This is a genomic window from Halomonas sp. DN3 (assembly GCF_024137905.1).
GTDB classification, from domain to species: Bacteria; Pseudomonadota; Gammaproteobacteria; order Pseudomonadales; family Halomonadaceae; genus Halomonas; species Halomonas litopenaei.
Window position 1 is genome coordinate 4,356,355 of sequence record NZ_CP099965.1, and the last position, 15,900, is coordinate 4,372,254.

Below are 15,900 nucleotides of genomic sequence, written 5' to 3' on the forward strand. Positions count from 1 at the left end.
CATGTACGTCTACCGCATCATGCTGCTGCTTGTGTTTTGCGGGTATCTGCTCTCGCCGCTGCTGATGACCGGCTGGGGCCAGCCCGGCAACGCCTGGTACCGCCCGTTCCTGATCTGGGGGGCACTGATCGCCCTGACCCTGTGGCTCGAGCAGAAGCGAGCGCTGGATGAGCGCTGAGCTCGTCTCCCTTGTACTGCTGGGGCTTGGCTACCTGTCGGCACTGTTCGCTACCGCCAGCGCGGTGGAGCGCGGCTGGATTCCGCGGCGGCTGGTCCATCACCCACTGATCGGCATCCTGGCCCTGGGCGTCTACGCCAACGCCTGGGCGGTGATCGGCAGCCTTGGCGTGGCCCACCAGCGGGGATTTGGTTATCTCGCCTACTACCTGGGTGCCGCCGGCGCCTTTGTGCTGGCACCGGTCCTGCTGCTGCCGTTGCAGCGCATGACGCGAACCCACCAGCTGTCTTCTCTGGCGGACCTGTTCGCCTTTCGTTTTCGCTCCCGCTGGGTCGGCACCTGCGTCACCCTGCTGAGCCTGGTGGCGGTCATGCCGCTGCTGGCGATGCAGGTGGAGGCCATGAGACATGCCATCCATCGCTACACCGACGCTGCCTCTCCAGGCCTGCTGTCGCTGTTGCTGTGTGCCTTGATCGCACTGTTCGCGATACTGTTCGGCGCCCGTCATACCCACGTCCATCGGCGCTACGACGGCTTGACCGCCGCCATCGGCCTGGAGTCGCTGATCAAGCTGGTCGCCTTTCTCGGGCTGGGCGCCTTTGCGCTCTACGCCATCTTCGACGGCCCCGGCGACTTGCAGCACTGGCTGGACGGGCCCGGCCGCGTCCACCAGGCACAGGCGAGCCAGTTCGATGCCGCCCAATGGAGAACCCTGCTGCTGCTGTTCTTCGCCGCTGCGCTGCTGATGCCTCACATGTTTCACGTGACCTTCGCCCGCCCGCTCAGTCGCCGAACCCTGCTCAGCGCGGGCTGGGGGCTGCCGCTGGTGCTGCTGCTGATGGCACTGCCGGTGCCGCTGGTGCTGTGGGCCGGTCAGCGCATGGGCGTGGCCGATGATATCCAGGGGGCCGCCTACGTCATCTTCGCGCTGTCCGATAGCCCCGCCGTCACCGCCCTGGCCTTTGTCGCGGTACTGGCCGCCACCTGCGGCACCCTGATCCTGAGCGCGCTGGCGCTCGCCGGAATGGTGCTGAACCATCTGGTGCTGGTCGCCCATCCCCCGGTGGAGCACCCCGACCTCTATCGCTGGCTACGCTGGCTACGGCGCGGCCTGATCGGCGCCATCATTCTCGCCGGCTGGCTGTTCGCGCAGGCCGTCGACGCCAATACCGAGCTGACCCGACTGGGGCTGGTGGCGGTGGTTGGCATGGCTCAGTGTCTGCCGGGTCTGCTGGCCCTGCTGTACTGGCCCGGTGCCAACCGCAAGGGGGTGATGACCGGCCTCGGCCTGGGTGTGGCGATCTGGTGTGCCGGCCTGTGGCTGCCGCTGCTCAGCGACCTGCCGCCGCTGCTTGCGCCGCTGGACGCCTTGCTCGGGCTCCTGGGCGACGAGGCTGTCACCGACTCGCCCGCCTGGTATCCGGTCGCCCTGGTATCGCTTGGCGCCAATGGCCTGAGCCTGATTCTGGTGTCGTTGATCACCCCCACCTCCGCCGGAGAACGAGCGGCCGCCGAGGCCTGCTCGGTGGATGCGGTCATCCGCCCCAAGCGCCTGCCGCTGAATCTGACCGACAGTGATGACGTCAGGCGGCGCCTGGCCATGGCGCTCGGCGACGAGGTCGCCGAGCGCGAAGTGACCCGGGCGCTGGCAAGCCTCCATCAATCTGCCAAGGATGCCAGGCCCTACGCGCTGCGACGTCTGCGCGACCGTATCCAGGCCAACCTGTCCGGCCTGATGGGCCCATCGGTCGCCCAGGACATCGTCGATCACTACCTGCCCTATCGGCGCGATGGGCGAGCGCCGAAGGAAGATATCCACTTCGTCGAAAGCCGCCTGGAGGCCTACCGATCTCGCCTCACTGGCCTCGCGCGGGAACTCGACGAGCTGCGACGTCACCATCGCCGCATGCTGACGCGACTGCCTGTTGGGCTGTGTGCCTTCGGTGACGACGGCGAGGTACTGATGTGGAACGACGCCCTGGCCGAGCTCAGCGAGATTTCCGGCGAGGAGATCATTGGCGCCCATCGGCAGGCCCTGCCTGCGCCCTGGGCCGAGCTGCTCGGGACCATTCTGGAAAGCGACAAGGACCACCTCTACCAGGAAGCCGTGGAGCTGCCCCGGGGGCTGCGCTACGTCAGCCTGCTCAAGGCCAGCCTGGTGGACGAGCCTGCGGCAGACGCCGCTGGTGGTACGGTCATCCTGGTCGAGGACCACAGCGAGATGAAATGGCTGGAGAACGAACTCATCCACGCGGCTCGCCTCGCCTCCATCGGCCAGATGTCCGCCGGCGTGGCCCACGAGATTGGCAACCCCATCACCGGCATCTCATCGCTGGCCCAGAACCTGCGCTATGACACCACGGATCCCCACGTGCTCGAGACCGCCGAACAGATCCAGACACTGACCAAGCGCGTGTCGCGTATCGTTGGCTCACTGGTGGGCTTTGCCCACGGCGGTCGCCACGTCACCGGCAGCGACTTCGCGCCGGTATCGGCCAGGCATCTGGCCGACCAGGCGCTGCACTTGCTCAAGCTGGCCCGCAAGAGCGACGATGTTCGCTACGACAATCGCTGTCCGGCGCGGCTCGACATCACGGGAGACGAGCAGCGCCTGCTGCAGGTATTGATCAACCTGCTGAGCAATGCTCGTGACGCCAGCCCGGCCAACGGCCTGGTGGTCATCGACGCCGGCGAGGAGGGTGAGCGTCACTGGCTGGCGGTCACCGACCAGGGGCCCGGCATCGATCCCAGCGTGCGCGAAAACCTGTTCGAGCCCTTCACCACCACCAAGCCGCCAAGCCAAGGTACCGGTCTTGGTCTCGCCCTGGTGGTAAGCATCGTGGCCGAGCACCAGGGCAAGGTCGAGGTGGAGTCGCCCCTGCCGGGGCAGGCCGGTGGCACCAGAATTCAGGTATGGTTACCTTCTCCCGATGTCCATCGACCTGCCGGGGATATGCCGATCCATGAGCCGAATCCTGATCGTTGAAGACGAAGCCATCATCCGCAGCGCCCTGCGCCGCCTGCTCGAACGCCACGACCACCGCGTGTGCGAATGCGAGTCGGTGGAGCAGGCATGCGGGCAGGGCTTTGGCGAGTACGACCTGATCATCAGCGACCTGCGCCTGCCCGGTGCACCCGGCACCGACCTGATCAAGGCCGCCGCCCCCTGCCCGGTACTGATCATGACCAGCTACGCCAGCATGCGCTCGGCGGTGGATGCGCTGAAACTCGGCGCGGTGGACTACGTCGCCAAGCCGTTTGATCATGATGAACTGCTGGAAACCGTGGCTCGAGTACTGCACCGCCAGGCGAGTCAGCGCAGCACGCCGCCCGCCATCGCCGACGAGGGTGGACGGCGCCACACCATGATCGGCAACTGCCCGGCGATGCAGGCGGTCTACACCCGTATCCGCAAGACCGCCCCGGCAGACGTGACGGTACTGATCCAGGGCGAATCCGGTACTGGCAAGGAGCTGGTGGCCAAGGCCCTGCACCAGCAGAGCCGCCGTGCCGAGGCGCCGCTGGTCTGCGTCAACTGTGCAGCCATCCCCGAGACGCTGATCGAATCTGAGCTGTTCGGTCATGAGAAGGGCGCCTTTACCGGGGCCAGCGCCATGCGTACCGGGCTGGTCGAGGCCGCCGACGGCGGCACCCTGTTCCTCGACGAGATCGGCGAATTGCCGCTGGACGCCCAGGCCCGATTGCTGCGGGTGCTGCAGGAAGGCGAGATACGCCGCATCGGTTCGGTGGAAACGCGCCACGTCGACGTTCGGCTGATCGCTGCCACCCACCGTGACCTGCGCGCCCTGTCACGCAGCGGAGACTTCCGTCTCGATCTCTACTACCGCTTGAACGTCATGCAGATCGACCTGCCTCCGCTGCGCGAGCGCGAGGACGACATTCTCGAGATTGCCGACGTGCTGCTGGCCAAGGCCTGCAAGCGCCACGCCCGCGACGGTCTGCACCTGTCTCGCGCCGCACGGCGGGACATCGCCGACTACCCCTGGCCAGGCAACGTCAGGGAGCTGGAAAATGCCCTGGAGCGTGGCGTGATCCTCGCCGAAGGCCAGTTGATCCATCCGGACGACCTGGGCCTGGCAACGGTGCCGGTAACGCGCCCGCCCAGTCCCCCCAAGGAGGCGGCCACGTCACTGGAGGCGCCCGCCTCCGAAAGATCCGACACGGCTACCGAGGACGACCTGTCGCTGGAAGACTACTTCCAGCACTTCGTACTCGAACATCAGGACCAGATGAGCGAGACGGAGCTGGCCAACAAGCTGGGAATTTCACGCAAGTGCCTGTGGGAGCGCCGCCAGCGTCTGGGTATCCCACGCAAGAAGGCGGCGCGGCGCCACTGACGCGAGACCACAGGCTCAACACCCTGGGGCCCTGGCCCCGCGCTTCGCCCCGGCCTCCCTTGGGCCGCTCACCTTGCCCTCCCTTCGACTCACCCCTCGACTCACCCCTCGGCTCGCCCTTGCCTGCCGCTTCCTGCCATGCCCCCTGCTTTGGTTCATTCGACCATGGTGCAAGTGTCTGTAGCGATCAATACAGGCATTGTAGGCCCTGCACGCCAGCTACCTCTTGATGCACCGGTTGTTACCATCCCACACAGGGGAGTGCGCCAAAATGGGTAGCCCGAGGTAACACAAATGACCCGGCGGCTTGCTTCGAACCAACGACAATGAAGCAAGCGGCTGATAAAAAAGAAAAAAATCAAAGTAGGCACGACAACTGCAGTAAGTCTGGGCAAGAACAACAAATTCCGGCGATCGTGGGCAGCCAACAACAATAACCTGCACCGCCACGATCGAATCCGCCGCCCCAACAACAACAACGCTTCCAGGTGAAGCAGGCGGATTGGGCACTAGGCACCGCAGCCTTGACAACAACAATACGGACCTGCGGAGCTATCACTCGTCGAACAACAACAAGACGACGAGGCCCGGAGTACCAGGACGCGACGCGCCAACGATGACCGACCAACAAGAACAACAGGGTCGTCAGAGCGCACTCCCGGCAACAATGCCAATAATCCGGGAGGAGGCATGATCCCATGCCGTCGTGGTTGGACTATTGTTTTGAATACGAGACGGTCGCCGTCAGGAGCGCCAATAACAACAACATCATTGCTTGCCTGAAACTCCTTGGTGACTGTGGTGCGTATTCAAGGCGATGCGCCATCACGAAGAAAAATTAGCAGCACGGACGCTGCATCCTGCTTTGATGGGGAGGCCCTTGGCCTCCCCTTCTGCTGTCTGGCCTCCGAGCGTCAAGCCAGTCGTTGCCCCGCCAGACGAGACAGCCCCCAAGGGCGAAATCGCCATGGGCAACAAGACGCTTTGCGCCTCTTCGCAGCTCGAACACTGCGCCGACTGTCGTCCTTGACACCCGAGCGGCTTTGTCCACTGCGCTTTGCAAGGCCGGGAGCGTCCGCTACACTCATCACCTTTCCGTACCCCGCGAGTCCAAATCGCCGCATGATCAAAGGATTTACCCGCTTTCTACAGAGCCCAGGCGAGCACTTGAAGTCGCTGTTCGGCGCTCAGGAAGCCGCCGCAGGACCGCCGATGCCCCGCGTACTCACACGCGACGAACACCCCGTGTCTCGTCGCCAGTTCAGCGAAGCCTCCCTCAAGGTGCTCTACCGCCTGCACAACGCCGGCTACGAAGCCTATCTGGTCGGAGGCTGCCTGCGTGACTCCCTGCTCGGGATCGCTCCCAAGGATTTCGACGTGGCCACCGACGCCACACCGGAGCAGGTCAAGCAGCTGTTTCGCAATTCACGCATCATCGGCCGCCGCTTCCGTATCGTGCACGTGCGTTTCGGCCGCGAGGTCATCGAGGTCACCACCTTCCGTGGCAAGCCCCGTGACGACCACGGCGAGCATGTCGCCTCCCAGTCCGATGACGGCCTGCTGCTGCGCGACAACGTCTGGGGCAATATCGAGGAAGACGCGCTGCGTCGCGACTTCACCGTCAACGCCCTGTACTACAGCATCGCCGACTTCAGCCTGCATGACTTCGCCGGCGGGGTCGACGACATCGAGTCGCGCACCCTGCGCCTGATCGGCGACCCGGAGACCCGCTACCGCGAGGACCCGGTGCGCATGCTCAGGGCCATCCGCTTTGCCGCCAAGCTCGACTTCGATATCGCCCCGGATACCGAGGCGCCGATCGCCGAGATGGCGCCGCTGCTGTTGCAGATTCCACCGGCGCGGCTATTCGACGAGATCCTCAAGCTGTTCCTGTCCGGCGAAGGTCTGACCACCTTCCGTCTGCTGCGGGACTATGGCCTGTTCGCGATGCTGTTCCCCGAAGCCGACGAGTGCATGGCCGAGCTACCCTGGGCCGAGCCGCTGATCGAGCAGGCACTGGAAAGCACCGACCGTCGCATTCGCGAGGATCGCCCGGTCACGCCCGCCTTCCTGCTGGCCGCCTTCATGTGGGGGCCGGTGCAGCTGCGCCAGCGCGATCTCGAGGCCGACGGCATGCCTCCCGTTCCTGCCCTGCAGACCGCCGCCCAGCAGGTCATCAGCCGCGAGCTGCAGCACGTATCGCTGCCCAAGCGCTTCAGCATGCCGATGCGAGACATCTGGGACCTGCAGCAGCGTCTGCCGCTACGTCGTGGCAAGCGTGCCTTCCAGACCCGGGACCATCCGCGCTTCCGTGCCGCCTACGACTTCCTGCTGCTGCGCGAGGCCGCCGGCGAACTCGAACCGGGACTGGGTGACTGGTGGACCGCCTTCCAGGAAGCCGACGAGCACGAACAGCGCCGTCTGCTGGGCAAGGTAGGCGCCGACCCTGCCGGCACCGCCGCCCCGCGCAAGCGCCGCCGTCGGCGGCGCAAGCCGCGCCCGCAACAACCGCCGCAGTCGGACGAGTGAACCAGGTGGGGCGCCATACCCAGGCCTTTATCGGCCTCGGCAGCAATCTCGACGCCCCCCGTCGTCAGGTCGAGCAGGCTCTCGAGGAGCTCGACCGGCTGCCGTTGACGCGTCGAGTCGCGGCCTCTCGGCTGTACGCCAGCCGCCCGGTCGGTCCCCAGGACCAGCCCGACTACGTCAACGCCGTGGCCGAACTCCACACCCGGCTGTCGCCGCTGGCCCTGCTCGACCAACTGCAGGCGCTGGAGCAACGTCATCGACGCGTACGCCAGCGCCACTGGGGGCCCCGCACCCTGGATCTCGACCTGTTGTGGATGGATGCCGCCGAGTGGCGCCACCCGCGCCTCACGCTGCCACACCCGGAATTGGCGAACCGCGCCTTCGTAGTACTGCCGCTGGCCGAGATCGCAACAGACCTCAGATTGCCCGACGGTCAGACCCTGGCATCGCTGGCCGAGCGCTGGAACGGCGCCCTCACCTCGGGTGATCTATCCCCATTGAACGCCACCGAGGCCGTTCGCTGAGCTCCTGGACCCCAGGTGGCCCGAAGCCTCCCGGGCACTCACTAGACGCCGATCGACCTCTACCACTTTGGTCGCTGTTACCTTGAACCCTGCACTGCCTTGGTCAACGTTACCTATCGACACAGATTCACCCATCGGTAACAATCCGCGGTGATCACTCTGGGGCGGTCATAGAACTCGCCCCACCGCCAACACGAGAACACGCCATGACTTCCGTCACCCTGAGCTCGCTGAAGGCTCGCAAGCGCGCCGGTGAACCCTTCAGCTGCCTGACCGCCTATGACGCCTCCTTTGCCGCCGCCGCCGGGCGCGCCGGCATCGACGTGCTGCTGGTCGGGGATTCCCTTGGCATGGTCCTGCAGGGGCACGACAGCACCCTGCCGGTCACCATGGACGACATCCTCTACCACACCCGCTGCGTGGCACGCGGCAAGGGCGACAGCCTGCTGATGGTCGATCTGCCATTCATGGGCAATCCCAGTCGCGAGCGCCTGCTGGACAACGCCGCCGCGCTGATGCGGGCCGGCGCCGAGCTGGTCAAGGTCGAGGGTGAGGGCTGGATGGCCGATGACATCCGTGAACTCACCCGTCGCGGGGTGCCTGTCTGCGCCCATCTGGGGCTGACCCCCCAGACCGTGCATCAGCTCGGTGGCTACAAGGTCCAGGGGCGCGAGGCCGAAGCCGCCAGCCGTATCCTCGAGGACGCCCGGGCGCTGGTCGAGGCCGGCGCCTCGGTGATCCTGCTGGAGTGCGTGCCGGCGAGTCTCGGCCGTGCCGTCAGTGAAGCTCTGGAAGTGCCGGTGATCGGTATCGGCGCCGGCCCCGACACCGACGGCCAGATCCTGGTGATGCACGACGTGCTCGGCGTGACCCACGGGCGGACCCCGCGCTTCGTCAAGAACTTTCTGGCCGAAGCCGAGGACATCGAAGGCGCCTTCCGTCGCTACCACGAAGCGGTGCTGGCGCGGGAGTTCCCGGCTGCCGAGCACTGCTTCTAGGAGGTCTGCGATGCACGTCCATTCCGCCATCGCCAAGCTTCGCGAAGCGCTCGCGCCTCACCGCCGCAGTGGTGCCCGCATCGGCCTGGTGCCGACCATGGGCAACCTTCACCAGGGCCACCTGGCGCTGGTGGAAGCGGCCCGCGAGCGCTGTGACCTGGTGGTCGCCTCGATCTTTGTCAATCCGCTGCAGTTCGGCCCCAGCGAAGACCTGGACAACTATCCGCGCACCCTCGAGGCGGACCTGGCCAAGCTCGAGGCCGCCGGCTGCGACATGGTGTTCACCCCGACCCCGGCGACCATGTACCCCGACGGCCTCGACGGCCAGACCTTGGTGCGGGTGCCCGAGGTCAGCGAAGGCCTGTGTGGCGGCGCCCGCCCCGGCCACTTCGACGGCGTCTCGACCGTGGTCAGCATGCTGTTCCATATCGTCCAGCCTGACCTCGCCTGCTTCGGCGAAAAGGACTACCAGCAACTGGCGGTCATTCGCCGCATGGTCCACGACATGCACATGCCGATCGAGATCGTCGGGGTGCCCACGGTGCGCGAGGCCTCGGGTCTGGCGCTATCGTCGCGCAACGGCTACCTGAGCGAGGCCGAGCACGCCACCGCCGCCGAACTGCAGGCCACCTTGGCAATGCTTGCGCGCAGCCTCGAGGCCGGCGCCGACATCGACGCCACCCTTAAAGAGGGCCGCGCGCGTCTGGCCTCCCACGGCTTTGCTCCCGACTATCTGGAGCTGCGCGCCCGCGACCTCGGCGCGGTGACCACCACCACCCGTGACGCCATCCTGCTGGTGGCCGCCCGTCTCGGCGCCACGCGACTGATCGACAACCTCACTGTGACGCTACCTCGATAGGAGCCCCCTAGATGTACACCATCATGCTCAAGGCCAAGCTGCACATGGCTCGCGTGACCCACGCCGTGCTCAACTACGAAGGCTCCTGCGCCATCGACGGTGAACTGCTCGACCTCGCCGGTATCCGCGAAAACGAACAGATCCAGATCTACAACGTCGAGAACGGCCAGCGCTTCACCACCTATGCCATCCGTGCCGAGGAAGGCTCCAAGGTGATTTCGGTCAACGGCGCCGCTGCCCACCTGGCAAGCGAAGGCCAGCGCGTGATCATCTGCAGCTACGCCCACTACAGCGACAGCGAACTCGACCAGCACAAGCCCTCCCTGGTCTACCTCCAGGAAGGCAACGAGATCAGCCACACCAGCAACGCCATCCCGGTCCAGCTGGCCTGATCCGACCGCACCATCGCACCACCCGACAGGAGCGCACCACCATGGCATCGCTGAAGGAACAACTCGGCTCGCTGGTCTACTCCACCGAACACGGCGACATCTGCCCGGACTGCCGTCAACCGAAGGACGCCTGCCGCTGCGACGAGATCCAGGACCAGGCGCGCCTGGCCAGCCTGGATGGGGTGGTGCGAATCCGCCGGGAAACCAGCGGACGCAAGGGCAAGGGCGTCACCACCATCGACGGCGTGCCGCTGGCCGACAAGGAGCTGAAGGCCCTGGCCAAGGAGCTGAAGAAGCGCTGCGGCACCGGTGGCGCGCTGAAGGATGGCGTCATCGAGATCCAGGGCGACCATCGCCAGGTGTTGAAAGACGCCCTGGAGAAGAAAGGCTACAGGGTCAAGCTGGCCGGAGGCTGAGCTATGGCTGGTCTGAGAAGTGCCTGGGCGGCGCCTAGCCCAGATCCCGGACCAGCGCTTCCAGCGCCTGATCGGCCGGGGCCTCGAGCTTGACGTCGAACAGTTCATCGGCGCGGGTGCGCCCCAGATTGATGCAGGCCACCGGGCGTCCCGCCTTCACGCTTTCGCGCACGAAGCGAAAGCCGGAATAGACCATCAGCGAGCTGCCGACCACCAGCAGGGCGTCGCTGTCCTCGAGCAGCCCTCGGGCGCTGGCCAGCGTCGCCGCTGGCACGTTGTCGCCGAAGAACACCACATCGGGCTTCCAGATACCGTCGCCACAGCGGCCACAGGAGGGCACCCGAAAGCTAGAGAAGTCCGCCTCCAGATCCGCATCGCCGTCCGGCGCAGGCCGCACCGGCGACGTTTGCGCCACCCACTGCGGATTGCAGCGTGCCAACTCATCGTGCAGGGCATGGCGCATCTGGCGCGCACCGCAGCTCATGCACACCACCAGATCCGCCCTGCCGTGCAGATCGATGACCCGCCGGGAGCCCGCGCGCTGGTGCAGTCCATCGACGTTCTGGGTGATCACCCCGGAGACCTTGCCGCGCTGCTCGAGCTCGGCGATGGCCCGGTGCGCCGCGTTGGGACTGGCCTCATTGAGCACCCGAAAGCCGATCATCGCCCGCGCCCAGTAGCGCTGACGCGAGGCGTGGCGAGACATGAAGTCGCGATGGTCGATCGGCGGCGAGCGCTTCCACTCGCCCTGGGCGTCGCGATAGTCGGGGATACCGCTGGCGGTGCTGATGCCGGCGCCACTGAGCACGGCGATGCGCCGGTGGCGAGAGACGAGAGCGTACAGCGCATCCATCGCCGACGCTGACGCTTCTCGGTTGACGCAAGATCGAGCCTCGCTACCGCCGCCGACATTCGTCATTGCTCCTCTCCTTGTGACCGCGCACCAGCACCCGGGACAGGCCCGCCGGCCCTGCCCCCATGGCCAAGACTACCCCTGAGCGATCGATAAGACCAAGGGCGCCATGGCCCAACAGGCACGTCGTTGTCTACAATGGACGGGATTCTTCACGGGCAAGGAGTGCCGATGGCCTGGCTGGACTACCTGCTGCCGCTGTTCTTTCTGTTCCCCCTCGCGGCGGCCGCCACGGTGGTGGTGGCACTCCGAAGCCTGCACGACGCGCGAGTACGCTCGCCGTTCGACGCCCATCCACTGCGTGAGCCTGGGCAGGCCCTGCGGGATCGGCTGGATCGCGCCTTTGCCACCCTGTTCCTCAACGCCGCCCTCGGCCCCGTGCTGGTGCTGACCCCGCTGGTCTACGGCATGGGCAGGATGCTGTTCTCGCGCCACCAGAACTGGATCGAATGGGCGCTCTACGGTGTGCTGTGCACACTGCTGGCGATCGTGGTCAGCTTCCGACTGATGCGTGACTACCAGCGTATCCGTCGCCTGAAGCTCGGGCTCGCCTGCGAACTGGCCGTGGGTCAGGAGCTCGAACGCCTGATTCGCCCCGAGGCCCATCCCTACTTCGTGTTCCACGACGTACCCACCGACACCTTCGTGATCGACCACGTGGCGATCACCCCCCACGCCGTCTTCGTCATCGAGACCCGTGCCCGCACCCCGGCCATCAGCCCCGCCGGCGAGACCGAGGACACCGTGGTGGTCGAACACGAGCGCCTGCGCTTTCCCGGCTGGATGGAGCGACGCCCCCAGCGCAAGGCCCGCCAGGCCACCCGCTGGGTCGCCTCCTGGCTATGTCGCGAACTGGGACAGCCGGTGCCGGTCAAGGGCATCCTTGCCCTGCCCGGCTGGAAGATCGAACGTGAGGTCCCCGACGACGATCTTGCCGTGGTCAGCGGAGAAGGCCTGGCCGCCCATCTGACCGACGCCTGCCCTGGTATCGCGCCGATGGATCCGACGCTGCACGACCGGGTCATCGAGGCCTTGAACCGACGAACACTGACGCGAGAACTTGGCCACCTGGAAGGCCCGTCCATCTAGAAGCGGCGCAGCTCGATCCGGCTGGGGCAGCGTCCATGATCCACCGGAGCGAAACTCTTTCTGGCCGGAAAGTCATCGATATGCTCCGCCTCCAGGCCGATGCGCACCTCGGTGAGCAGTCGGTTGCCCGAGCCCCCGCACTGCAGCGACAGGGAGCTGCCGGTACCCCGTCCGAAAGCCTCCTCGAAGGCCGCGATCAGCGCATTGCGCCTGACCGTCGAACCTCGGTTGTCGCGCATGAAGTCCCCCAGGGCCCCGGCGTTGACGATCTCGGTCAGCGCCAGGGCACCGTCGAAGAAGTCATCATCGCTGATCGACAGGCAGGCACCGTGCTTGGCGTACTCGTAACGGTCGAGACAGCTGGCCCTGCCGGGCATGGCGTCGTCGAGCTCCTGTTCAAGCGATGAGCCGATATCGATGGCAGGCCCTGCCTGGCAGAAGTCGCCCGCTGGCCTCGGGCGTTCAAGAAAGCAGCCCTGGCGGCGCCACTCGCTGACACTGACGCCCTGTGAGATCAGCCTGACGGGGCGTGACGGCCACAGCCCGTGGATCACGAAGCCGTCGTCGGCCCCGACCATCAGCGACGGATCCCGGCACTCTCGTGGCGGCTGACGACGGCTGGCGCAGAACCCGGGATGCCAGGTCAGCGCCAGCACATAATGATCGAAGTGCTCTCGCTCGAGGTCCTCCAGCGCCTCACGCTGCTCCTGCGGCTCGTGGGCCTGGACGCCAGCGACCATGGTGAGGGCCAGCAGCACCGCTGCCAGCGCGCGCCATGGTTGCCGTCGACGGGCTCCCCGATCCCCCTGTCGCCTTGCAATCGGTGACCACAGTTGGCAAGGTGCGCGGCCTCGCTTCAATCCTCTTTCGTCTTTCTCGGATGACTGTCTCATGAACCTGATCACCTTCGATCCGTTACGGAGTCTGGGGGTCCCGGGGGCGCGATACATCAAGCCTGAGCACATGAATGACCATCGCCAGGCCCTGGCCGATGCCGACGCCCTGCTGTTCCCCGAATACTGGCAGATCAATGCCCTGGCCTACGGCCTCAATCCGCGCGTCTTTCCCAGTCTACCCAGCTATCACCTGGGTCACGACAAGATCGAACAGACCCGCGCCTTCCAGGCCTGCTGCCCCGAGGCAACGCCCGATACCGCCATCCTCGGGGTCAATTCAGACGCCATCCACCAGGTGGAGGCGCGCTTCGGCTACCCGTTCGTGGTCAAGCGGGTGCGCAGCTCCATGGGCGAGGGCGTGCGCCTGATTCGCTCCCGCGAGGCGCTGATCGATCACCTGTCCAGCGAGAATCTGCTCTACGCCCAGCGCTACCTGCCCATCGAACGCGACCTGCGCATCGTGGTGGTCGGGCGCAGGGTGCTGGCCGCCTACTGGCGCGAGAGCCCGCTGGGCGACTTTCGCACCAATGTGGCACGCGGCGGCGAGATCCGCTACGACCCGGTGCCGGCCTCCGCCGTCGAGCTTGCCACCACCCTGGCCCAGCGCCTGGGCATCGATCACGCCGGCTTCGACATCGCCATGGTCGACGACGCCCCGATGGTGCTGGAGTTCAACCGCCTGTTCGGCAACCAGGGCATCGACTCCCCCGAGACCAGCGTGGGAGAGGCGATCCTCGAACACCTCGAGCAGGATAGCTGGCGCCAGGCGGCCTGATCCTTGAGCCTTGCTGGTCGCCGCTCTCGGAGCTATCCCCCTTCACAAGATCGACCACAAGAAAACGGGCCACCGTCGCAATGACGGTGGCCCGAGCAGTCGGCGCTGAGCGCTGATTACAGCCGTGAAGGATGGCTCGCCGGGTCGCCCTCCTGGTGGGGCTTGTCGTCATGATCGACACCGTGGTGCTCCCCTTCCGGCAACTCCCAGGTGCCATCCTCGGTCCAGGGGTCGTCCTCGGGGAATTCCTCGATATAGATTTCCTTGTCGGTGTAGTCCGGCTGATAGCGCAGATCGTAGTGGGCCGCCCGGACGGTCGAGATGCACAACAACAGCGCCACCAGCAGCAAGGGCACACCCCCTACCACCGAGGCCGTCTGCAGGGTCTCGAGCCCACCGATGAACATCAGCACCGCCGGCATGAACGACAGCGCAAAGGCCCAGAACAGTCGATTCCAGCGCATCGGTTCCTCGTCGACCTCCTTCTGCACCACCGCCGCCAGGATGTAGGAGATGGAGTCGAAGGTGGTGGCGGTGAAGATCAGCGCCAGCAGGGTGAAGGCGAAGATCACCAGGTAGCTCAGCGGCAGGGTCGACAGGGTAGCGAAGATCGCCGCCGTGGGGCTTTGCTCATTAAGGATGGTGACCAGATCCAGGGTACCCGACAGCTGCAGGTAGAGACCGTAGTTGCCGAGGATGATGAAGAAAAGGGCGCACCCCAGGGTGCCGAAGAAGATCGAGCCCGCGACCATGGAGCGGATGGTGCGGCCGCGGGAGATACGCGCGATGAACAGGCCGACGCTGGGGGCGAACACCAGCCACCAGGCCCAGTAGAAGATGGTCCAGTCCTGAGGGAAGTGGGTGTCCTGGAAATTCTCGAAGCGGGCGAAGGGCTCGGTCCAGGTGCCCATGTGCACCAGATTGCTGAGCACCCTGCCAAGGGCATCCAGGCCGGTACTGGCCATGAACTGGGTCGGCCCGACGATGAAGACGAAGGTCAGCAGCGACACCGCCAGCCAGAAGTTGATGTCCGACAGCACCTTGATGCCCTTCTTGAGGCCGACGAAGGCGCTGTAGCCGAAGATAGCGGTACACAGCATCAGCACGAAGATGCGCGTCGCCAGGGTCTTCGGAAAACCGAACAGCTCATGCAGCCCCTCGTTGATCAAGGGCGCCGCCAGTCCCAGGGTGGTGGCACCGCCGCCCAGCATGCCGAACACGAACAGCACGTCGATCAGCTTGCCCGGCCAGCGGTGGGCACGACTCTCGCCCAGCACCGGCATCAGCGCCTCGCTGATCTTGAGCACGCTGTGATTGCGCACGTAGTAGAAGTAGGCAATGGGAATCGCCGGGATCAGATAGATCGACCAGGCCACCGGCCCCCAGTGGAAGATACCGTAGGCCGCCGCCCAGCGCGCCGCATCCGGCGACTGAGGTTCCACATGGAAGGGTGGCGCCTGGTAGTAGTAGATCCACTCGATCATCGACCAGTAGAGGATCGAGGCGCCGATACCGGCGCAGAACAGCATCGCCGCCCAGGACAGGGTCGAGAACTCCGGCTGCTCCTCAGGGTCACCCAGCTTGATCTGGCCGATATCGCTGAACACGATGAAAAGCATGAAGCCGCTGGCCCCGAGCCCCAGGGCCAGATACAGCACACCAAGTTCATTGGTAATGAAGTTCTTGGCCGCGATGACCCAGGTTGCCCCCTGTTCGGGGAACACCACCAGAGGCAGAGTGACAGCAAGGAGAAGAAACAGCGAACCGAAGAAGGTGGGCTTGTCGATCGCATCAAAGCCTTGATCGGAAGAGGCGGGGGAGGATTTCCTTTTCACGGACCATACCTTGTTATCGTTTTCCCCAGTATACGCAGTCTTGCTGCATCAAACGTCATCCATTGACTTAGGCCGGGCAGCGACAAACGCCCTATCGTCCGCCGCTGGACTCCCTTGGCCGGAACGCCCTGGTTCAAT

General features: G+C 65.6%; 14 protein-coding genes. 11 read left to right on the forward strand and 3 right to left on the reverse strand.

Going from position 1 to position 15,900, the window contains the following annotated elements:
- Position 1: 1 nt before the first annotated feature.
- From NKF27_RS18875 to NKF27_RS18915, 9 genes are all read left to right on the forward strand, one after another.
- Positions 2-178: a hypothetical protein gene (locus NKF27_RS18875; RefSeq protein ID WP_045993292.1), complete on the forward strand. Its 177-nt coding sequence runs from the start codon at positions 2-4 to the stop codon at positions 176-178.
- A complete protein-coding gene (locus NKF27_RS18880; RefSeq protein WP_253554261.1) occupies positions 168-3,164 on the forward strand; it encodes an ATP-binding protein in 2,997 nt (998 codons plus the stop codon). The genes NKF27_RS18875 and NKF27_RS18880 overlap by 11 nt, the downstream gene beginning before the upstream one ends.
- Complete coding sequence (locus NKF27_RS18885; protein WP_108448695.1) at positions 3,142-4,536, forward strand: sigma-54 dependent transcriptional regulator; 1,395 nt, start codon at positions 3,142-3,144, stop codon at positions 4,534-4,536. The genes NKF27_RS18880 and NKF27_RS18885 overlap by 23 nt, the downstream gene beginning before the upstream one ends.
- Positions 4,537-5,658: 1,122 nt before the next feature.
- Entirely contained in the window at positions 5,659-7,065 is a 1,407-nt protein-coding gene (gene pcnB, locus NKF27_RS18890; protein WP_045993295.1) for a polynucleotide adenylyltransferase PcnB, read from the forward strand.
- Positions 7,066-7,070: 5 nt separating this feature from the next.
- Positions 7,071-7,589 carry a 2-amino-4-hydroxy-6-hydroxymethyldihydropteridine diphosphokinase gene (folK, locus tag NKF27_RS18895; protein ID WP_253554263.1) on the forward strand — a complete coding sequence of 173 codons (519 nt, stop codon included), beginning with the start codon at positions 7,071-7,073 and terminating at the stop codon, positions 7,587-7,589.
- Positions 7,590-7,795: 206 nt separating this feature from the next.
- On the forward strand, positions 7,796-8,587 hold the full coding sequence (gene panB, locus NKF27_RS18900; RefSeq protein ID WP_045993297.1) for a 3-methyl-2-oxobutanoate hydroxymethyltransferase: 792 nt from the start codon (positions 7,796-7,798) through the stop codon (positions 8,585-8,587).
- Positions 8,588-8,597: 10 nt separating this feature from the next.
- Positions 8,598-9,446: a pantoate--beta-alanine ligase gene (gene panC / locus NKF27_RS18905; protein ID WP_253554265.1), complete on the forward strand. Its 849-nt coding sequence runs from the start codon at positions 8,598-8,600 to the stop codon at positions 9,444-9,446.
- An 11-nt stretch (positions 9,447-9,457) separates the two neighbouring features.
- A complete protein-coding gene (gene panD, locus NKF27_RS18910; RefSeq protein WP_045993299.1) occupies positions 9,458-9,838 on the forward strand; it encodes an aspartate 1-decarboxylase in 381 nt (126 codons plus the stop codon).
- A 41-nt stretch (positions 9,839-9,879) separates the two neighbouring features.
- Positions 9,880-10,254, forward strand: a complete 375-nt coding sequence (locus tag NKF27_RS18915) for a translation initiation factor Sui1 (RefSeq protein WP_253554267.1) — start codon at positions 9,880-9,882, stop codon at positions 10,252-10,254.
- Positions 10,255-10,288: 34 nt separating this feature from the next.
- Here NKF27_RS18915 and NKF27_RS18920 read toward each other — a convergent pair whose 3' ends face one another.
- Entirely contained in the window at positions 10,289-11,173 is an 885-nt protein-coding gene (locus NKF27_RS18920) for an NAD-dependent protein deacetylase (RefSeq protein WP_253554269.1), read from the reverse strand.
- A gap of 165 nt (positions 11,174-11,338) precedes the next feature.
- On the opposite strand from NKF27_RS18920, the gene NKF27_RS18925 reads away from it, so the two are divergent.
- Complete coding sequence (locus NKF27_RS18925; protein WP_253554270.1) at positions 11,339-12,256, forward strand: nuclease-related domain-containing protein; 918 nt, start codon at positions 11,339-11,341, stop codon at positions 12,254-12,256.
- Here NKF27_RS18925 and NKF27_RS18930 read toward each other — a convergent pair.
- Entirely contained in the window at positions 12,253-12,996 is a 744-nt protein-coding gene (locus NKF27_RS18930; RefSeq protein ID WP_253554272.1) for a ribonuclease I, read from the reverse strand. The two genes, NKF27_RS18925 and NKF27_RS18930, sit on opposite strands and share 4 nt — an antisense overlap.
- Positions 12,997-13,147: 151 nt before the next feature.
- Here NKF27_RS18930 and NKF27_RS18935 point away from each other — a divergent pair, with 151 nt between their 5' ends.
- Positions 13,148-13,927, forward strand: coding sequence for a RimK family alpha-L-glutamate ligase (locus NKF27_RS18935; RefSeq protein ID WP_253554274.1), 780 nt, complete (start codon positions 13,148-13,150; stop codon positions 13,925-13,927).
- Between the two features lie 116 nt (positions 13,928-14,043).
- Here the strand turns inward: NKF27_RS18935 and NKF27_RS18940 are convergent, their stop codons facing one another.
- Complete coding sequence (locus tag NKF27_RS18940) at positions 14,044-15,762, reverse strand: BCCT family transporter (protein WP_253554277.1); 1,719 nt, start codon at positions 15,760-15,762, stop codon at positions 14,044-14,046.
- Between the last annotated feature and the right edge of the window lie 138 nt (positions 15,763-15,900).